The sequence below is a fragment of the Pseudomonas sp. B20(2017) genome, assembly GCF_002113125.1.
GTDB lineage: Bacteria > Pseudomonadota > Gammaproteobacteria > Pseudomonadales > Pseudomonadaceae > Aquipseudomonas.
Genome location: NZ_NEJP01000010.1, coordinates 209520 through 232096 on the forward strand (window position 1 = coordinate 209520; position 22577 = coordinate 232096).

The 22577-nt window shown below is 63.1% G+C and carries 3 protein-coding genes; all 3 read left to right on the top strand.

The features are described 5' to 3' along the window. Nucleotides 1-64 precede the first annotated feature (64 nt). The 3 genes from CAF63_RS16710 to macA all read left to right on the top strand — a co-directional run bounded on the left by CAF63_RS16710 (nucleotide 65) and on the right by macA (nucleotide 22575). Nucleotides 65-13063, top strand: a complete 12999-nt coding sequence (locus CAF63_RS16710) for a non-ribosomal peptide synthetase (protein ID WP_085686523.1) — start codon at nucleotides 65-67, stop codon at nucleotides 13061-13063. Then, nucleotides 13060-21360 carry a non-ribosomal peptide synthetase gene (locus CAF63_RS16715; RefSeq protein ID WP_085686525.1) on the top strand — a complete coding sequence of 2767 codons (8301 nt, stop codon included), beginning with the start codon at nucleotides 13060-13062 and terminating at the stop codon, nucleotides 21358-21360. The genes CAF63_RS16710 and CAF63_RS16715 overlap by 4 nt, the downstream gene beginning before the upstream one ends. Before the next feature lie 66 nt (nucleotides 21361-21426). After that, nucleotides 21427-22575 carry a macrolide transporter subunit MacA gene (macA, locus tag CAF63_RS16720; protein ID WP_085686527.1) on the top strand — a complete coding sequence of 383 codons (1149 nt, stop codon included), beginning with the start codon at nucleotides 21427-21429 and terminating at the stop codon, nucleotides 22573-22575. The last annotated feature ends 2 nt before the right edge of the window (nucleotides 22576-22577 follow it).

Here is a 22577-nt window from a genome sequence, read left to right on the forward strand (position 1 = left end):
CGTGCGGCCGCACGGACTCGCCGCTGCGCGCTCCTTTTTCCCGAATTTACAGCAGGTTACCCCCATGCAATTTCGCGAGCTGATGGCTGTTATTTCCACCCATGCGATCCGCCTTCAACAGGACGATGAAGACCTGGTCATTCTGGGCGACGACGACGCGCTGGACGACGCGCTTTGGGACAGCCTCGCCAAACACAAGGCGCAGTTGCTGGAACTGGTGGCGAGCCACGGCGGCGACTGGTCGAGCCCGGCGCTGCGTATCACCCCGGACATGCTGCCGCTGGTGCAACTGGATCAGCCGGCCATCGACCGAATCGTCGCCACCGTGCCGGGTGGCGTGGCGAATGTGCAGGACATTTATCCGCTGGCGCCGTTGCAGGAAGGTCTGCTTTATCTCCACCTCAGCGCGCCGGAAGGGGACCCCTACGTGTCGCAGGCGCGGTTCACCTTCGACAGTCGCGAACGGCTGGACACATTTACTGACGCGTTGCGTCGGGTGATCGACCGCCACGACATTCTGCGCACTTCGTTCGTCTGGGAGCGTCTGGACGAACCTGTGCAAGTGGTCTGGCGCGAAGCCCCGCTGGTCTGTGAGGAAGTTGAACTCAATCACCGCAAGGACGTGCTCACGCAATTGCTGGCACGCCACGACCCACGACTCTTTCGCCTCGACCTGCAACAGGCCCCGTTGCTGCGACTGGTGTTCGCCGAGGATCCGGTCAACGACCGGGTGGTTGCATTGTTGCTGTTCCATCACATGATCATGGATCACCTCGCGCTCGATGTGGTACGCCGTGAGATTCAGGCTTATCTGTCCGGTCGCGACGCCGAAGTCGGTAGGGCGGTGCCGTTTCGCGACCATCTGGCGAGGGCACGTCTGGAGTCGGATGAGCAGGCGCACGAAGCATTTTTCCGCGAGATGCTCGGTGACATCGACGAGCCGACTCTGCCCGGTGGCTTGCACGATGTGCAGGGTGACGGTCAGGGCATCGAGGAAGTCTCGTGCATGCTTGAAGGCGATCTGAGCCAGCGTCTGCGCACTCAGGCGCGGCAACTGGGCGTGAGCGTGGCGAGCCTGATGCACCTGGCCATGGCGCGCGTGCTGGGGCAGTTGTCCGGGCGCACGGCGGTGGTGTTCGGCACGGTTCTGCTGGGGCGGATGAACGCCGCGGAGGGCGTCGAACAGGCATTGGGGATGTTCATCAATACCTTGCCGTTGCGGGTGGATGTCGGCGAGTCGAGCGTTCATGACAGCGTGCTGGCGACGCATCGGCGTCTGACCGCGCTGCTTGCCCATGAGCAGGCGTCCCTGGCACTGGCCCAGCGTTGCAGTGCGGTGGCGGTGCCGACGCCGCTGTTCAGCGCGATGCTCAACTACCGCCACAGCAGCGTGGAAGAAGTCGCCGAGGTGATCGAGTTGTCGCCGGGGGTGCAGGTGCTGGGTGCCCGCGAGCGCACCAATTACCCGCTGACCATCAACATCGACGACCTGGGTCAGGATCTGCGTATCACGGCGTTGGCCGACGTGACGCTCGGCGCCTCACGAATCGCCGGGTATCTGCGTACGGCGCTGGAAAATCTCGCCGATGCGTTGCAGAACAATCCGCAAGCCGCCATGCACAGCCTGAACATCTTGCCGTCAGCCGAGCGTGAGCACTGGTTGTCTGGCGTCAATACGCCGCAGGCGAAGTTTCCCGACGCGCCGATGATCCATCAGCGATTCGAAGCACATGCGCACGCTCGGCCCGACGCCGTCGCATTGTTGTTCGAGGACAGGACGTACAGTTACGACGCAATCAACCGACAGGCCAACCGGGTGGCCCATCGCTTGCTCGCCCTGGGCATCCGCCCGGATGACCGGGTAGCCATTTGCGTCGAGCGCGGCCCGCAGATGATTGTCGGTTTGCTGGGCGTGCTCAAGGCGGGTGCCGGTTATGTGCCGATCGACCCGGCCTATCCGCTGGAACGGATTGCCTTCACCCTGCAAGACAGTGCACCGATAGCGGTGTTGATGCAGGCGGCGACGCTGGATCGGGTGGCCGGGCTATCCGTGCCGCAGATCGACCTCGACGACCACGCTTTGCAGACCGAACCCGAATTCAACCCGCAGATCCCGGACTTGAATCCGGCGCATCTGGCCTATGTGATCTACACCTCTGGCTCCACCGGGCTGCCCAAAGGGGTGATGGTCGAACACCGCAACGTGGCACGCCTGTTTGGCGCGACCCACGACTGGTTCCGGTTCAATGCGCAAGACGTCTGGGCGTTGTTTCATTCGTTTGCCTTTGACTTCTCGGTCTGGGAAATCTGGGGCGCGCTGGCGTATGGCGGTCAGTTGCTGGTGGTGCCGCAGCGCATCAGCCGCTCGCCGGACGAGTGCTACGCGTTGCTCTGCCGAACGGGCGTCACCGTGCTCAACCAGACGCCGAGCGCGTTCCGCCAGTTGATCGCCGCCCAGGAGCGCAGTCCGTTGCAGCATTCGTTGCGCGAAGTGATTTTCGGCGGTGAGGCGCTGGAGCCTGGGTCGCTCAAACCCTGGTACGCGCGGATCGGCAACGCCGGCACCCGGCTGGTGAACATGTACGGCATCACTGAAACCACGGTGCATGTGACCTATCGACCGCTGGTGGCGGCAGACGCGCAATTGACCGCGAGCAGCCCGATTGGGGTGCGCATTCCCGACCTGCAACTGTACGTCCTCGATGCCCGCCGGGAGCCGGTGCCGGCCGGGGTCGTTGGAGAACTTTACGTTGGCGGCGCCGGGGTTGCCCGTGGTTATCTGAATCGTGAGGCGTTGACCGCCGAACGTTTCATCGCCGACCCGTTCAGCGGGCATGCCCACGCGCGTTTATACAAGACCGGCGATCTGGCACGGTGGACGCTGGAAGGCGAGCTTGAATACCTGGGACGCAATGACGATCAGGTGAAGATCCGTGGTTTCCGTATCGAACTCGGCGAGATTCAGGCACGCCTGTCATCCTGCGACGGCGTGCGCGATGCGGTGGTGATCGCGCGCGAGAACAGCCCTGGAGACACGCGTCTGGTGGCGTACTGGCTGGCCGCCGAAGGTGGAGAGCCAAGCGTTGCGCAATTGCGCGATCACCTGCTGGTGTCGCTGGCCGACTATATGGTGCCGGGCGCGTTCGTGCGTCTCGACGCCTTCCCGCTGACCGCCAACGGCAAGCTGGATCGCAAGGCGTTGCCGCAGCCGAACAATGAGGCCTTCGCCCGACGTGATTTTGAAGCGCCGCAGGGCGAGATCGAAGCCCGCATCGCAGCGATCTGGCAAACCTTGCTTGGGCTGGACCGAGTGGGCAGGCATGACAATTTCTTCGAGCTGGGCGGCCATTCGCTGCTGGCGGTGAAGCTGATCGAGCGCATGCGTCAACAGGACATGCAATGCGACGTTCGCGTGCTGTTCGGCCAGCCGAGCGTGGCGGCACTGGCCGCGACGTTGGGAGGGGATACCACGGTCAGCGTGCCGGCCAATCGCATCGAACCCGGTTGCACCCGTATCACCCCGGACATGCTGCCACTGGTCACGCTGGATCAAGCGTCCATCGACCGTGTCGTCGAAACCGTTGACGGCGGTATCGACAACGTACAGGACATCTACGCCCTGGCCCCGTTGCAAGCGGGGATTCTCTATCACCATCTGGCGACTGCCGACGGTGACCCCTATGTGTTGCAAGCGCAGTTCGCCTTCGACGGACTGGCACAGATCAAGGCATTTGTCCGCGCGCTGAACAGCGTCATCGCCCGGCACGACATCCTGCGTACCAGCGTGGTCAGGGAAAACCTCGAGGAGCCGGTGCAAGTGGTGTGGCGTGCGGCGCCGCTGGCGCTGGAGCGGGTGGATGCCGATCCGCAGGACGGTGATGTGTTGCAGCAAATGCAGGCGCGCTTCGATCCGCGACACTATCGCCTGGACTTGCAGCGTGCGCCGTTGATGCGTTTCGCCTACACCGAGGATCCGTTGCAGAACCGCTGGGTCGGGATCTTGCTGTTGCACCACATCGTTCTCGACCACACGGCGCTTGAGGTGCTGGTGGCCGAGATGGGCGAAACACTTCACGGGCAAGCCGACGCGCTGCCGTACCCCGTGCAATATCGCAACTATGTCGCACAGGCCCGACTCGGTTCGAATGCGGCGACACAGGAAGCATTCTTTCGCGACATGCTCGGCGACATCGTTGAGCCGACATTGGCGTTCGGTTTGCGCGACGTACTCGGCGATGGCAGCCGCATTGTGGACAGTGAGCTGGCACTGGATGAAGGCCTTGCCGGGCGTCTGCGCAAACAGGCCCGCGAGCTGGGCATCAGTGTGGCGAGCCTGGTGCATCAGGCCTGGGGCCAGGTGCTTGCACAGGTCTGCGGGCGCGAAGACGTGGTATTCGGCACCGTGCTGCTGGGGCGCATGCAGGGTGGCGAGGGCGCCGACCGTTCGCTGGGTATGTTCATCAACACGCTGCCGCTGCTGGTCAGTGTCGGGGCGACAGCGGTGGAGGCGGGTGTCAGGGCAACCCATGAGCGACTGGCGCAACTGCTGGTACACGAGCAAGCGTCACTGATGGTGGCGCAACGTTGCAGTGGCGTGACGGGGTCAGAACCGCTGTTCAACACGCTGCTCAACTATCGCCATAGTGCGGAGCAGTCGGCCACGCCGGGATGGGAAGGCATCCGGATTCTCGACTCTCGTGAACGCAGCAACTATCCGCTGGTGGTCAGCGTTGACGACCTTGGGCAGGGATTCCGGCTCTCTGTACAGGCAGTGCCGGAAGTGGACGGTGCGCGGGTCTGCGATTACCTGCAAACGGCGTTGCACAATTTGCTGAGCGCACTGGAACAAGACCGCAATGCGCCATTGAGTCAGGTGTCAATTTTGTCGGCGGCCGAGCGTCAGCGTGTGTTGGTCGGCTTCAATGTCACCGGTCGCGACTTTGCCCATGGTCATGTTGTGCACCAATTGTTTGAAGAGCGAGTGGCGCTCCAGCCTGACGCTGTGGCAGTGGAACAGGGCAGACAAAGCCTGAGCTACGACGGGTTGAACCGCCGCGCCAACCGACTGGCCCACCATTTGATCGGTCTCGGCGTGCAACCGGATGATCGCGTGGCGATCTGCGTGCACCGTGGCCCGGAAATGCTGGTCGGGCTTCTGGCAATCTTCAAGGCCGGCGCCGGTTACGTCCCCGTCGATCCGGCGCATCCGGCAGAGCGCATCGCTTACCTGTTGCAGGACAGCGACCCGGTGGCGGTGCTAGCACAGACGGCCACCCGCAATCTGCTGGGCGCCGTGCCAGTGATCAATCTGGACAGCGAAGACTGGCAGCATCTGCCGGACGGCAATCCACAGTTGCCAGACCTGACCCCGGAACATCTGGCCTACGTGATCTACACCTCGGGTTCCACCGGCCAGCCGAAAGGCGTGATGGTCGAACACGCCACTCTGGAAAACCTCGTGCACTGGCACGCTGAAGCGTTCGACCTGCACGCCGGCAGCCACACCGCCAGCGTCGCCGGGTTCGGTTTCGATGCCATGGCCTGGGAAGTCTGGCCGGCGTTGTGCGTCGGTGCGACCTTGCACCTGCCACCGGCATCGGTGAGCAACGAACATCTGGACGAACTGCTCGACTGGTGGCGAGCGCAGCCGTTGCAGGTCAGCTTTTTGCCGACGCCGGTGGCCGAATACGCGTTCAGCCGCGAGTTGCAACATCCGACCCTGCGCACCTTGCTGATCGGCGGCGACAAGCTGCGTCAGTTCAGTCGCGAGCAGACCTTCGCCGTGATCAACAACTACGGCCCGACCGAGGCCACCGTGGTCGCCACCTCCGGCCCGGTCGAAGTCGGTCAGTCGCTGCACATCGGCCGACCGATTGCCAACGCCCGTATCTATCTGCTCGATGACCAGCAACGTCCGGTGCCGGTGGGTGTGACGGGCGAGTTGTATGTGGCTGGCGCCGGTGTTGCGCGGGGTTACTTGAATCGTCCCGAGCTGACTGCCGAACGCTTCCTGAAGGATCCGTTCAACGACGGGCGCATGTATCGTACTGGCGACCTCGCACGCTGGCTGGCGGACGGCAACATCGAGTACCAGGGCCGCAACGACGATCAGGTCAAACTGCGTGGCGTGCGGGTTGAACTGGGGGAAATCGAAGCCGCGCTGGCCAGCCATCCGGCGGTGCAAGAGGCGGTGGCGCTGGTGCGCGACGGTCAATTGCTGGTGTGGTTCACCGAGCGTGCGCCGACTGATCTCGAGGCCTTGCGCAATCATCTGCAAACCCGTTTGCCGCAAGCCCTGATCCCGGCGGCTTACGTGCGCCTCGACACCTTGCCGCTGACCGCCAACGGCAAACTCGACCGCAAGGCCTTGCCGGAGCCGGATCAAAGCGCATGGCTCAGCCGTGAATACGAAGCCCCGCAAGGCCCGGTGGAAACCGCGCTGGCGAAGATCTGGGCCGATGTCCTGAAGCTGGAAAAAGTCGGTCGCCACGACAACTTCTTCGAACTGGGTGGCCACTCGTTATTGGCCGTGAGCCTGATCGAACGTATGCGCCAGATCGGCCTGAGCACCGATGTGCGTGTGTTGTTCAGCCAGCCAACTCTGGCAGCCCTGGCCGCAGCGGTGGGCAGCGGTCGCGAAATCGAAGTGCCGGCCAACCGCATTCCTGAAGGTTGCACCCACATCACCCCGGACTTGCTGAGCCTGACCGAGCTGGATCAGCCGAGCATCGACCGCATCGTCGCCTCGGTACCGGGCGGCGCGGCCAACGTGCAGGACATTTACCCGCTGGCGCCGTTGCAGGAAGGCATTCTTTATCACCATTTGAGCGCTGCCGAAGGCGATCCCTACTTGTTGCAATCGCGTCTGGCCTTTGCCAGCGTCGAGCGCCTGCGTGCTTTTGCCAGCGCCTTGCAAAAGGTGATTGCGCGCCACGACATTCTGCGCACCAGCCTGGTTTGGGAAGGGTTGCCGAGCCCTCAGCAAGTGGTATGGCGGGAGGCTGAGCTGAGGGTGCAGTCGGTCGCTTTGAATCCGCAGGATGGCGATGTCCGCCATCAGTTGCGCGCACGATTCGACGCCCGGGATTTTCGCCTCGACCTCGGTCAGGCACCGCTGATCCGTCTGATGTATGCCGAGGATCCGGCGCATGACCGGGTGGTGGGCGTGCTGTTGTTTCATCACGTCGTGCTGGATCACACCGCACTGGAGGTGGTTCGCCGGGACATGCAGGTGTACCTGGCGGAACAGCTCGAGCCTTTACCGCCCGCCGCGCCATACCGCAACTACGTCCATCAGGCCCGCCAGGGTATCAGCGAGGAAGAACACGAAACCTTCTTTCGCGAAATGCTCGGCGATATTGACGAGCCGACCCTGCCATTCGGTTTGCAGGACGTACAGGGTGATGGCCGAAGCATCGAGGAGCACTCGCTGGCGCTGCCGCTGGATTTGAATCGGCACTTGCGCCGTCAGGCGCGGCAATACGGGGTCAGTGTCGCGAGCCTGTTTCATCTCGCCTGGGCGCGGGTACTGGCGGCGACTTCCGGGCGCCAGAGCGTGGTGTTCGGCACCGTGCTGCTGGGCCGCATGCAAGGCGGCGAAGGCGCGGATCGGGCATTGGGGATGTTCATCAACACCTTGCCGCTGCGCGTGGAGGTTGACGGGCAGCGTGTGCGCGAAGCGGTTCGAGTGGGTCATGAGCGGTTGGCCGCTTTACTGGGACACGAACATGCGTCGCTGGCACTGGCTCAGCGTTGCAGCGCCGTTGCCGCGCCGTTACCGCTGTTCAGTGCGGTCCTCAATTATCGACACGGTGGTCATGACACTGAGCGACAGGCTGCCGATCAAGCCTGGCAGGGGATCGAATTTCTGGCCCAGGACGGGCGCACGAATTATCCGCTGACCCTTAGCGTCAACGATCTCGGCGATGGCTTCAACTTGTCGGTGCTGACCCCGGATCATGTGGGGGCACAGCGCGTCGGCGAGCTGATGCTCACCGCGCTGGCAGAACTGGCGACCGCGTTGACTGACAATCCTGAACAAGCCTTTGATCGACTGGACGTCCTGTCACCGGCGGCGCGCCAACGGGTGCTAGGAGACTTCAACGCGAGCACTGCCGTTTACCCGTCAGCGCAAGGTGTTCACCGACTGTTCGAAGCGCAGGTCCTGCGGGCGCCGGATGCCGTGGCGGTTCAGGCGGGCACGCAGCGCCTGACGTTCATGCAACTGAATCAGCGCGCCAATCAGCTGGCCCATCATTTGCGCGGGATGGGTGTCGGCCTGGATACGCGAGTGGCGATCTGTCTCAAGCGTGGCCCGGAAATGCTGGTCGGGTTATTGGCGATCCTCAAGGCCGGCGCCGCCTATGTACCGGTCGACCCGGCTTATCCGACCGAGCGTATCGCTTACATGCTGGCCGACAGTGCGCCGGTGGCGGTGCTGGTTCGCGACGTCACATTGCCGGATCAGGCGGGCGTGCCGGTGATTGATCTCGCCCACGAGACCTGGCAAGACCTGTCGGTTGCCAACCCTCAGGTCGCCGATTTTACGCCGGACAACCTGGCCTACGTGATCTACACCTCGGGTTCCACGGGGCAGCCGAAGGGCGTGATGGTCGAACACGCCACTCTGGAAAACCTCGTGCACTGGCACGCCGAAGCGTTCGACCTGCACGCCGGCAGCCATACCGCCAGCGTGGCCGGTTTCGGTTTCGATGCCATGGCGTGGGAAGTCTGGCCGGCACTGTGCGTCGGCGCGACCTTGCACCTGCCGCCGGCATCGGTGAGCAACGAACATCTGGACGAACTGCTCGACTGGTGGCGAGCGCAGCCGTTGCAGGTCAGCTTTTTGCCGACGCCGGTGGCCGAATACGCGTTCAGCCGCGAGTTGCAACATCCGACCCTGCGCACCTTGCTGATCGGCGGCGACAAGCTGCGTCAGTTCAGTCGCGAGCAGACCTTCGCCGTGATCAACAACTACGGCCCGACCGAGGCCACCGTGGTCGCCACCTCCGGCCCGGTCGAAGTCGGTCAGTCGCTACACATCGGCCGACCGATTGCCAACGCCCGTATCTATCTGCTCGATGACCAGCAACGTCCGGTGCCGGTGGGTGTGACGGGCGAGTTGTATGTGGCTGGCGCCGGTGTTGCGCGGGGTTACTTGAATCGTCCCGAGCTGACTGCCGAACGCTTCCTGAAGGATCCGTTCAACGACGGGCGCATGTATCGTACTGGCGACCTCGCACGCTGGCTGGCGGACGGCAACATCGAGTACCAGGGCCGCAACGACGATCAGGTCAAACTGCGTGGCGTGCGGGTTGAACTGGGGGAAATCGAAGCCGCGCTGGCCAGCCATCCGGCGGTGCAAGAGGCGGTGGCGCTGGTGCGCGACGGTCAATTGCTGGTGTGGTTCACCGAGCGTGCGCCGACTGATCTCGAGGCCTTGCGCAATCATCTGCAAACCCGTTTGCCGCAAGCCCTGATCCCGGCGGCTTACGTGCGCCTCGACACCTTGCCGCTGACCGCCAACGGCAAACTCGACCGCAAGGCCTTGCCGGAGCCGGATCAAAGCGCATGGCTCAGCCGTGAATACGAAGCCCCGCAAGGCCCGGTGGAAACCGCGCTGGCGAAGATCTGGGCCGATGTCCTGAAGCTGGAAAAAGTCGGTCGCCACGACAACTTCTTCGAACTGGGTGGCCACTCGTTATTGGCCGTGAGCCTGATCGAACGTATGCGCCAGATCGGCCTGAGCACCGATGTGCGTGTGTTGTTCAGCCAGCCAACTCTGGCAGCCCTGGCCGCAGCGGTGGGCAGCGGCCGCGAAATCGAAGTGCCGGCCAATCGCATTCCGCCTGGTTGCACCCACATCACCCCGGACCTGCTGAGCCTGACCGAGCTGGATCAGCCAAGCATCGACCGGATCGTCGCCTCGGTGCCGGGCGGTGCGGCGAACGTGCAGGATATTTACCCGTTGGCGCCGTTGCAGGAAGGCATTCTTTATCACCACATTACGGCAACCGGGGGAGATCCCTATCTGCTGCAATCGCGGTTGTCCTTCGACAGCCTCGAACGTGTCGACAGCTTTGCAGCAGCGCTGCGTCAGGTCATTGCACGCCATGACATCCTGCGCACGGCGGTGATCTGGCAAGAACTGGCCACGCCGATGCAAGTCGTGTGGCGTCACGTCGAACTGCCGGTGCAGGAAATCGTGCTTGACCCGGCGGATGGCGATGTCCTAGAGCAGTTGCACGGGCGCTTCGATGCCCGACACTACCGCCTCGACATCAGTCAGGCTCCGTTGCTGCGTCTGGTGTATGCCCGTGATCCCGTCCACGAGCGGGTGGTTGCAATGTTGCTGTTCCACCATGTCGTGCTCGATCACACCGCGCTGGAGGTGGTGCAGCACGAAATGCTCGCCTGTCTGCAAGGGCACGAAGACTCTTTGGGCACGGCCGTGCCTTACCGCAACTACGTGGCGCAGGCGCGGCTGGGTGTCAGCGAGCAGGAGCATGAAACGTTTTTCCGCGACATGCTCGGCGACATTGACGAGCCGACCCTGCCGTTCGGCATGCAGGATGTGCAGGGAGACGGTCGCGACATCGAGGAAACCCGACAGGTCCTGACCGCTGCGACCGGTCAGCGTCTGCGCAGCCTGGCCCGGCAACTGGGCATCAGCGTGGCCAGCCTGTTCCACCTCGCGTGGGCGCAGGTACTGGCTGCGACGTCGGGGCAGGAGCGCGTGGTGTTCGGCACGGTGCTGATGGGCCGGATGCAGGGCGGCGAAGGCGCAGACCGGGCACTGGGGATGTTCATCAACACCTTGCCGCTGCGGGTCGATCTGGGGGCAACCCCGGTGCGCGAAGGGGCTCGGGCGACGCATGCACGTCTGAGCGCGCTGCTCGGCCATGAGCACGCATCGCTGGCGCTGGCCCAGCGTTGCAGCGGCGTGGCCGCGCCGTCGCCGTTGTTCAGTGCGATGCTCAACTACCGGCACAGCGCCGACGAGGCGCAACAGCAAAACGTGCGTCAGGCCTGGCAAGGCATCGAGACCCTGAGCAGCGAGGAACGCACCAACTATCCGCTGAGTCTGGGCGTCGACGATCTGGGCAGTGGTTTTGTGCTCACCGCCATGACCCCGGCGAGCATCGGTTCGCAGCGCATCTGCGACTACATGCAGACCGCTCTGGAGACACTGGCGGATGCTCTGGAGCAGGCGCCGGATCAGCCGCTGAACAGCTTGCCGATTCTTGACGGCTCAGAGCGTCAACGGGTGCTTTACGACCTTAACGTCACCGGCACCGCAGACGATCTGGAGCAAACCGTTCACGGGCTGTTCGAGGCGCAAGTCCAACGCACGCCGCAAGCCGTGGCAGTGCAGGCCGGCGAACGGCAACTGACTTATGCGGAGCTCAATGCTCAGGCCAACCGTCTTGCACATCACCTGCGTGAGCTGGGCGTAGGGCCGGATTCGCGGGTGGCGATCTGTGTCGAGCGCGGACTGGAACTGGTAGTCGGTCTGCTCGGCATCCTCAAGGCTGGGGGTGCCTATGTGCCGCTGGACCCGGCGTACCCGGCGGAACGTCTGGATTACATGCTCAAGGACAGCGCGCCGATAACGGTTCTGGTGCACGGGGCGACGCGTGAGTTGCTGGGCGAGAGCACTGCACGGGTGATCGATCTGGATCAGGCGCAATGGACATCCAACCCGGAGGACAACCCGCAAGTACCGGGCCTGAGCGCTTCGAACCTGGCTTACGTGATCTACACCTCCGGTTCGACCGGTGCGCCGAAGGGCGTGATGGTCGAGCACCGTGGCGTGGGCAACCTGCTGCACTGGAGTTCGCAGCTGTGTCCCGCCGTGACGGACGGTGCCTTGTTGCAGAAAACCCCGTTCAGTTTCGATGCCTCGGTCTGGGAGCTGTTCTGGCCTCTGAGCGCCGGGCTGCGTCTGGTCATGGCGCGTCCTGAAGGACATCGCGACCCGGCGTATCTGGCGCAGGTGATTCGTGAGCAGCGGATCAGCGTGATCCAGTTCGTGCCGGTGTTGCTGCAACACTTCCTTGAACTGGACGACGTCAGCCAGTGCTGCAGCCTCACCGATGTGTTCTGTGGCGGCGGCGACCTGACACCGGCGCTGGCTCGTCGTGTCCGTGAGCGTCTGCCGCAGGTGCGCTTGCACAACGTCTACGGCCCGACTGAAGCGACGGTAGACAGCACGGTGTGGACGCTGGAGCCGTCAATGCCAGTGCCGGAAAGCTCATTGCCGATCGGACGGCCGATTAACAACACCCGTCTGTATGTGCTCGACGCGGCCGGACAGCCGGTGCCGATGGGCGTCATCGGTCAGTTGTTCATTGGCGGTGCCGGGGTTGCGCGGGGCTATCTGGGGTTGCCCGAGTTGATGGCCGAACGGTTTATCCCGAGCCCGTTCGTGGCCGGCGATCGGCTATACGCCACGGGCGACCTGGTGCGCTACCGCGCCGATGGCCAGCTCGAATTCATCGGACGCAACGACTTCCAGGTCAAGTTGCGTGGCCTGCGTCTGGAGCCGGGCGAGATCGAAGCGCAACTGCTCAGCCATCCGGCGCTGCGTGAAGCCGTGGTGCTGGTGCGTGAGGAACGTCTGGTGGCGTACTTCACCTGGCACGCCGAGGTCGGGCAGCCGGGGATCGAGGCCTTGCGCGAACACCTGCTCGCACGTGTGCCCGATTACATGGTGCCGTCGGCATTCGTCGCGCTCGACAGCCTGCCGCTGAGTCCCAACGGCAAGGTGGATCGCAAGGCGCTGCCCGCACCGGATTCGACTGCGGTCAGTCACCGCGAATACGAAGCGCCGGTCGGCGAGATGGAAATCCTCCTCGCGCGGCTGTGGTGCGAATTGCTCAAGGTCGAGCGAGTCGGACGGCAAGACCATTTCTTTGAGCTGGGTGGGCATTCGTTGCTGGCGGTCAGCCTGATCGGGCGCCTGCAACAGGAAGGTATCGAAGCCGATGTCCGGACGCTGTTCGAGCAACCGACTCTGGCTGGTTACGCAGCCATCACGGAAAGAATGGAGATCGTCCTGTGAAATTGAATGAACTGTTGGCGACGCTGAAGAGAAAAGACATCCAGCTGGCAATCACGGACGGCCAATTGCGGGTCAATGGCAACAAGCAGGCCCTGAGTGAACCGGCGTTGCTGGCGGCGTTGCGCGAGCACAAACCGGCATTGATCGAGCTGATCGAGACCGGTGTTTATTCGCCCGCACGAGTAGGGCAGGTCGAAGTGCCGGCCAATGGCATACCACCGGGTGCAACGCGGATCACCCCGGCGATGCTGACGCTGGCCGATCTGAGCCAGGACGCCATCGATCAACTCGTCGCACAGATGCCCGGCGGTGGCGCCAATGTCCAGGATATTTACCCGCTGACGCCGTTGCAGCAGGGCATCCTCTACCACCACGTCAGTGCTGAGCAGGGCGATCCGTATGTGATGCAAGCGCATTTCGCGTTCAGCGGACACGAGCGGCTGGAGGCATTTCTTCATGCCTTGCGGACCGTGATTGAGCGCCACGACATTCTGCGTACCGCCATCGTCTGGGAAGGACTGGACACGCCGTTGCAAGTGGTCTTGCGAAACGTCGAACTGCCTGTGGAAGAAGCGCAGTTCGACACGGCTGACGGCGATGTCATGAAGCAGTTGCACGAGCGATACGATGCCCGCCATTTTCGCCTCGACGTGACACGCGCGCCGCTATTGCGCCTGATCCATGCCCGGGATACAGGGACCGGGCGGATTGTCGCGATGTTGCTGTTTCACCACATGGCAATGGATCACTCGGCGCTCGCGGTAGTCAGCGAAGAATTGCAGGCTTGCCTGTCAGGATTGAGCGCCAGACTGGGGCCGCCGGTGCCGTTTCGCAATTATGTCGCCCAGGCGCGACTGGGCATCAGTGAGTCGGAACACGAAGCTTTTTTCCGCGAGATGCTCGGTGACATCGACGAGCCGACGTTACCGTTTGGTCTGCAAGGCGTGCATGGCGACGGCAGCGACATCGAAGAGTGCAGTGTGCCGCTTGACCCGTCGCTGGGGCAGCGCCTGCGAGCCAGCGCCAGTTCGCTCGGGGTGAGTGTCGCGAGTCTGTTCCATCTGGGTTGGGGGCAGGTTCTGAATGCCCTCACCGGGAAGTCTTCTGTCGTGTTCGGTACGGTGCTGATGGGACGGATGCAGGGAGCGGAGTCCACCGACCGCGCCCTCGGCATTTTCATCAATACCTTGCCGCTGCGGGTCGAGGTCGGCACGCAGGCCGCGAGCGAAGCGGTGAAGGCTATCCACGCACGTCTGACGACGCTGCTGCGCCATGAACACGCACCGCTGGCGTTGGCCCAGCGCTGCAGCGGGGTGGTCGGGTCTTCGCCGCTGTTCAATTCGCTGCTCAATTATCGGCACAGCACCTCGCGTGCCAATGCCAGTGCCGAAGCTCACGCGGCGTGGGAGGGGATCAGCGTCCTGCATGCGGAGGAACGCACCAATTATCCGCTGACCTTGAGCATCGACGACTTTGGCGATCACTTCAGCCTGACGCTGCTGGCGACCCGTGAGGTCGAGGCGCAGCGGATCTGCGGCTATATGTTGTGCGCCATGGAAAATGTGTTGCAGGCATTGGAGCAAGCTCCGCATACGCCGTTGAATCAACTGTCGGTGGTGCCCGCCGCAGAGCGCGAACAGCTTTTGACGAGGTTCAACGCCAGCGATGTCGAATACGTTCGCGGGCAGACGATTCATCAACGCTTCGAAGCGCAGGTCGTCGCGCGACCGCAAGCACTGGCGGCGGTGCATCTGGACAAGCAACTGACGTTCGACGAACTGAACCGCCAGGCCAACCGTCTGGCCCATCGCTTGATCGATCTGGGTGTGCAACCGGATGACCGGGTTGCCATCGTCGCCCGTCGAGGACTGGATACGCTGGCCGGATTGCTTGCGGTCTTCAAGGCTGGCGCCGGCTATGTGCCGATCGACCCCGCGCATCCGGCCGAACGCTTGAATTATCTGCTGGGTGATTGCGCACCGGTCGCGATCCTGACCTCAAGTGACCTGCTCGCAAGGCTGCCGGCGCAAGAGCTGCCGATACTCGATCTCGACCCGCGCACCTGGCGCTCAGGTGATGACACCAATCCTCTGGTGACGGGGCTGTCCGATGCGAACCTGGCTTACGTGATCTACACATCCGGTTCTACCGGTTTGCCCAAGGGCGTGATGGTCGAACACCAGACGTTGGCGAATCTGGTCGACTGGCATTGCAACGCTTTCGACTTGTGCGCTGGCCGGCATACGTCGAGTCTGGCGGGGTTCGGCTTCGACGCAATGGCATGGGAAGTCTGGCCCGCTCTGTGCGCCGGTGCGACCCTGCACCTGGCGCCTGCGCAGGACGGCGGCGAAGACGTCGACGGGCTGCTGGCCTGGTGGTGTGAGCAACCGCTGGACGTGAGTTTCCTGCCGACCCCGGTCGCCGAATACGCCTTCAGCCGGCATCTCGAGCACCCGACATTGCGCACCCTGCTGATCGGCGGCGATCGCTTGCGGCAGTTTTCGCGCAATCAGCATTTCGACGTGATCAACAACTATGGCCCGACCGAAGCCACCGTCGTTGCCACGTCCGGACGGATCGAGGCGGGGGAGGCACTGCACATTGGTAAACCGGTGAGCAATACCTCGGTGTACCTGCTCGATGGCCAACAACGTCCGGTGCCGATCGGGGTGTCCGGCGAGCTGTATATCGGTGGCCGAGGCGTGGCGCGTGGTTACTTGAACCGTGCGCAACTGACCGCCGAACGCTTTCTGCCGGACCCGTTCAGTCAACGCCCGAATGCGCGTCTGTATCGCACCGGCGACCTTGCCCGCTGGCGCCGGGACGGGACGATCGAATACCTGGGGCGCAACGATGACCAAGTGAAAATCCGCGGCATGCGCATCGAACTGGGGGAAATCGAAAGCCGTCTGCAGCAACTTCCCGGCATTCAGGAAGTGGTGCTGCTGGCCCGTGAAGACGAGCCAGGACAACCACGGCTGGTGGCCTATTTCACCGAGCAGGCGCAGGTGCAGCCACTGGCGGTAGCGCAACTGCGCGAGCATTTGCTGGGCCAGTTGCCCGAGTACATGGTGCCGGTCGCGTTCGTCAGACTCGACAGCCTGCCGCTGACCGCCAACGGCAAACTGGATCGCAAGGCCTTGCCGTTGCCGGAGCGCACGGCGTTGCTCACTCGCGAATACGAGGCGCCACAAGGCGAACTGGAATGCACGCTGGCGCAGATCTGGGCCGAGGTTCTGCAGGTCGAACGGATAGGGCGTCAGGATCATTTCTTTGAGTTGGGCGGCCATTCGTTGCTGGCCATGCGCATGGTCGCGCAAGTGCGTCAGCGGCTGGGCGTGGAGCTTGCGCTCGGTGAGTTGTTCGCCAATGCTGAGCTGGCGTCGGTGGCTCAGTCGCTTGCCCAGGCCGGACGCTCGACGCAGCCGCCGATCCTGCCGGTGCCACGGGAAGGCGCATTGCCGCTGTCGTTTTCCCAGCAGCGCTTCTGGTTTCTGGCGCAGATGGAAGGTGCCAACACGGCTTACAACATTCCCATTGGCCTGCGTCTGCGCGGTGTGCTCGACACCGATGCGCTACAGCGGTCGCTGGCCCGGATTGTCGCGCGGCACGAAAGTCTGCGCAGCCGATTCGCACCGCTCGATGGCGAAGCTCAGGTGCTGATTGCCCCGCCTGACAGCGGCGTGCTGCTGCGTGTGGAGGACCTGCGCCAGCACCCGATGGCCGACGAAGCCTTGCAGGCACTGATTCAGGGGGAAGCCTCCGGCCCGTTTGACTTGCAGAACGATCCGTTGATTCGCGGGCGACTGGTTCGTCTGGCCGACGATCACCATGTGCTGTTGATTACTTTGCATCACATCATCTCCGACGGTTGGTCGATGGAGGTGCTGACCCGCGAGCTGATGGCGTTGTATCAGGCTTTCAGTCAGGGCGCGGCAGATCCTTTGCCACCGCTGGCATTGCAATACACCGACTATGCCGTGTGGCAGCGGCGCTGGCTGAGCGGGGAGGTTTTGCAGCGCCAGAGCGAATACTGGCAACGCACGCTGGCCGATGCGCCCGCCTTGCTGACGTTGCCTGCCGACCGCCCACGGCCGTCGCAACAGGATTACGCCGGTAGCAGCATCGAGGTGTGCCTGGACGAGCGCTTGAGCGCCGGGCTCAAGGCCTTGAGCCAGCGCCATGGCGTGACGCTGTACATGACGATGCTGAGCGCTTGGGCGATGCTGCTCGGTCGCTTGTCCGGGCAGCCCGATGTGGTGGTTGGCTCGCCCGTGGCCAACCGGTCCCGGGCGGAAATCGACGGATTGATCGGGTTGTTCGTCAATACCCTGGCGTTACGCATCGACACCAGCGGTGAGTTGAGCACCGAAACCTTGCTGATGAGAGTCAAGGCGCTGACCTTGCAAGCGCAGGCCCATCAGGACCTGCCATTCGAGCAAGTGGTCGAAATCGTTCGACCGCCCCGCAGCCTGGCCCACAGCCCTCTGTTCCAGACCATGTTCAACTGGCGCAACAGCGACGGGCCGGTACTGGCGCTGGGGGATCTGACCCTGGAAGCCGTGGCCGAACCGAGTCACTTCGCCAAGTTCGATCTGACCCTGACGCTGGGTGAAACTCCCGGCGCAATGGGTGGCTGGCTGGAGTACGCCACAGCGCTCTTCGATGAGGCGACGGTGCGGCGCTATGTCGGTTACTTCAAGCGCTTGTTACAGGCAATGGTCAACAACGACCAGGCACCACTGGAACACGTGCAGCTCATCGAGGATCAGGAACGCGAACAATTGCTCGGCGAATTCAACGCCACTGCACGGAACTGTCCGCAAGTGTTGACCGTGCACCGCGTGTTCGAAACGCATGCTGCTGAACAACCGCAAGCCGTCGCGGCGGTGCACGGAATGCGGGCGTTGAGTTACGGGGATTTGAATGGCAGCGCCAACCGTCTCGCACATCATCTCATCGCTCAAGGCGTGCGGCCCGGTGATCACGTGGCGATCCTGTTGCCACGTTCGCTGGAACTGTTGATCGCGCAGTTGGCGATCATCAAGTGTGCGGCGGCCTATGTGCCGCTGGACATCAACGCACCCGCCGAGCGTCAGGCATTCATGGTGCAGGATTGTGCGGCGGTCGCGCTGTTGACCGGCAGCGATCAGGCCATCGATTACCCGGTACGGCGAATGGATCTGGACACCCTGGCGCTCGCCGGGAGTCCTTCGCACAACCCGGATCTGCCGCAGTCCTCGGAAGCGTTGGCGTACATCATGTACACCTCGGGCTCCACGGGCACGCCGAAGGGCGTCATGGTGCCGCATCGCGGAATCACCCGCCTTGTGATCAACAGCGGTTACGCCGATTTCAACCCGAGTGATCGGGTGGCATTCGCGTCGAACCCGGCGTTCGATGCAAGCACCATGGATATCTGGGGCGCTCTGCTCAACGGTGGTCAGGTGGCCGTGATCGATCATGCGGTTTTGCTCGATCCACAGGCATTCGGTCGGGAGCTGAGCCGGTGCGGGGCGACCATCCTGTTTGTCACCACCGCGCTGTTCAATCAGTACGTGCAATTGATTTCCGAAGCGCTCAAAGGGCTGCGCATCCTGCTGTGCGGCGGGGAGCGGGGCGATCCGGCGGCGTTCCGGAAACTGCTCGCCGAAGCACCGGACCTGCGCCTGGTGCATTGTTATGGCCCGACTGAAACAACGACGTACGCCACCACCTTCGAAGTGCGTGAGGTGGCGCCCGATGCGGACAGCGTTTCGATTGGCGGCCCCATCGGCAATACCCGCGTGTATGTGCTCGATGCCCGGCAGCAACCGGTGCCGTTCGGCGTCACCGGCGAGTTGTACATCGGTGGCCTGGGTGTTGCGCTGGGCTATCTGAATCGGCCACAACTGACTGCCGAGAAATTCCTTCACGACCCGTTCAGCGACGACCCGCAAGCCTTGATGTATCGCACCGGCGACCTGGTGCGCTGGCAGGCGCCGGGGCAACTGGAATGCATCGGCCGCAACGATGATCAGGTGAAGATTCGCGGTTTCCGGATCGAACTCGGGGAAATCGAGAACCGCCTGTTGAGCTGTCCGGGCGTCAAGGAAGCGGTGGTGCTGGCCCGACGCGACGGACAGGAGCCAACCCGACTGGTGGCCTATTACACGGCACACGACCCTGACGTACAGAGCGTCACTCTGCACGCATCGCTCAAAGCAAGGTTGCCGGACTACATGATCCCGACCGCGTGGGTGGCGCTGGCGAGCCTGCCACTGAACAACAACGGCAAGGTCGATCGCAAGGCATTGCCGGCGCCGACGCAGCAGGCGTTGCTCAGCCGTGCCTATGAAGCGCCGGCCAATTCTCTGGAGGCCTCTCTGGCAGCGCTCTGGGCCGACGTGTTGGAGGTCACACAGGTAGGTCGCCAAGACAACTTCTTCGAACTGGGCGGGCATTCGCTGCTGGCGGTACGTCTCGTCTCGCTGATGCAGCAGGCCGGCATGGCGATTTCGCTGGCCGAGCTGTTCCAGCATCCCAGCGTCGAGGCCGCTGCCACGCTGTTGTGCCAGCGCAATGGTGTGGCGCAGACGCAGGACGGGGTGATTGTGGTGCGTGCCGGCGACGGGGGCGCGCCGTTGTTCCTGGTGCATGAGTTCAGTGGTCAGGACCTGTACTTCCCGGCGCTGGGTATGCACATCGGCGGCGAGTTCCCGATTTACGGTTTGCCGGGTATCGATTCCGGATCGACGCAACTGCGGACCATGGAGTGCCTGGCGGCTAGGCTGGTCGGGATTATCCGGGCCAGGCAGCCTCATGGCCCTTATCGGCTTGCCGGCTGGTCATTCGGTGGCGTGCTGGCGTATGAAATCGCGGCACAACTGCTCGGGATGGATGAGCCAGTGGAGTTTGTCGGGCTGATCGACTCCTACGTGCCACGTCTGGCCGATCCGGACAAGGCGCGCTGGAACGATGTTCATGTACACAAACGCCAATTGCTTCTGCATTGCACGGCGCATTGGGCGGGACGCGAGACCCAGGGGCAGCAAGCCCTTGCGCGACTGGCCGTTTTGCAGACAGAGCTTGAGCAACTGGAATTCGTCGATTTGTTCCAGCGTTGTCAGGAACAGCAGTTGCTCAGACCCGAACTGGCGGCTGTCTCTTCGGCGGATGCCTGGCATTACCTTGACCGCGAAGTGGCCCACGGGCATGCGCTGGCTCATTACCGGATCAACCCGGTCCGTCTGCCGTTGCATCTGTTGCGCGCCAGGGAACGTTCGGCGCCAATGTCACGCCTGAGCCCAACGCGTGGTTGGGCTGAAGAATTGCCAGGTGTGGAACTGCACTGCATTGATGTGCCGGGCGATCACCAGAGCATGATGAAAGCACCCCACGTTCAGGCATTGGGGCAGGCCCTGACTCAGGCGCTGGAAACGGCAACTGTGCCGGCGCCAACGGCCTATCAACCTATTCTGACCATTCAGACCGGTCACATCGGGCATGCGCCGATTTTCTGCGTGCCGGGGGCGGGCGACAGTGTCACCGGGTTCCTTCATCTGACTGAGGCGCTGGGGCCGGAGTGGCCGATTCATGGGCTGCAACCCCGAGGCCTCGACGGCGCAACGGTGCCACACAGCCGGGTCGAAAGCGCCGCTACGTTCTACCTGCGGGCACTTGAGCAGTTGTACCCGCAGGGGCCGGTGCACCTGATCGGGCATTCATTCGGTGGCTGGGTGGCCTACGCCATGGCGGCGCAGTTGCAGGCGGCGGGGCGCGAAGTGGCGTCCCTGACCCTGATCGACAGCGAATCACCGGGTGGCAACAGCGTCGTGGGCAAGCCTTACACCACGACAGCGGCGTTATTGCGGCTGATCGAGTCGCTGCAGTTGTCCAGCGGCAAGTCTCTGGGCATTGATGCGCTGGCCTTCGCCGAGGCCGACGACACCACGCAAATGCGCCTGCTGCATGAGGGGATGGTGCGCGCAGGTGTGCTGTCCGAACGCTCGTCAGCTGACGCGATGCAGGGCCCGGTGCGTACCTTCGCCACGGCGCTGCGCACGGTCTATCGGCCGGTTCTGGCCTACACCGGGCCGGTGCGTCTGGCGCTGGTGGACGACCCGACGCTGGACGCCTCGGGCAACCAGCGCGAACAGGCGGCGATGCTCGAAGGCTGGCAGCGCGAGGCCAGGGATCTGGCGGTGTGGTACGGCCCCGGCAACCACTTCACGATTCTCAAGGCGCCCAACGTCTTCAGCCTGGCGGCGTGGTGGCATGACGGGCTGACGGTGGCAACGGGTCAAGTGTTGTCCTGATTGAAGTTTTTAACCTGGAACCCGGCCGTTGGCCGGGTTCAACCCTGAACGGAATTTTGGTCATTTATGGAACAGTCGAAGTTGCGCAAAGTCGGTTTGGGAATCGCGTTGACGCTGGTGGCCGGGTTGGTGTTCTACACGGTGCAGGCGCCGGCCGAAGCGCCGCAATACCTGACGGCCACGGTCGAACGCGGTGACATTGAAAACGCAGTGCTGGCCACTGGTCTGTTGGAAGGTATCAAGCAGGTGGACGTCGGCGCCCAGGTTTCGGGGCAGTTGAAGTCGCTCAAGGTCAAGGTCGGGGATAAGGTCAAGAAGGGTCAGTGGCTGGCGGAAATCGACCCGCTGGTGTTGCAGAACACCCTGCGTCAGGCACAGGTCGATGAAGAGAATCTGCAAGCCCAGCGCCGGGCGACTCAGGCACAGCTGCGGCAGACCAAGGCGCTCTACGAGCGTTATCAGGATTTGCAGGAAGACGCCTCGATCTCGCGTCAGGATTTCGAAACGGCGCAATCGAACTACGAAGTGCAGCAGGCCAACCTGTTGTCGCTGGATGCACAGATCAAAAGTGCGCACATCCAGATCGACACCGCCAAGGTCAATCTGGCCTACACGCGGATCATTGCGCCTATCGACGGCGACGTGGTGGGCATCGTCACCCAGGAGGGGCAGACCGTAATTGCCAACCAACTGGCGCCGATCCTGTTGAAACTTGCAGATCTGGACACTATGACCGTCAAGGCTCAGGTGTCGGAGGCCGACGTCATTCACATCGCACCGGGGCAGGAGGTGTACTTCACCATTCTCGGCGAGGACAAGCGTTATTACGGCAAGCTGCGTGGCACCGAGCCGGCGCCGCAGAATTTCCTCGAAACCCCGCCCGCCGGCACGCCGAAGCAAAACACCGCGGTGTTCTACAACGCGTTGTTCGACGTACCGAACCCTGATCATCGCTTGCGTATTTCCATGACGGCGCAGGTGCGGGTGGTGCTCGACACCGCCAAATCGGTGTTGACGATTCCGGTGGCAGCACTGGGCCCGCGCAACAACGACGGCAGTTTTCCGGTGCGGGTGCTGGACGCCAAGGGCCAGGCGCAGTCGCGCAATGTGCAGACCGGGATCAACAACAACGTCAAGGTGCAGGTCAACGACGGTCTGGCCGAAGGCGATCGGGTGGTGATCGGTGATCCTGTGGCGAAAGTGGCAGGGGCATGAGC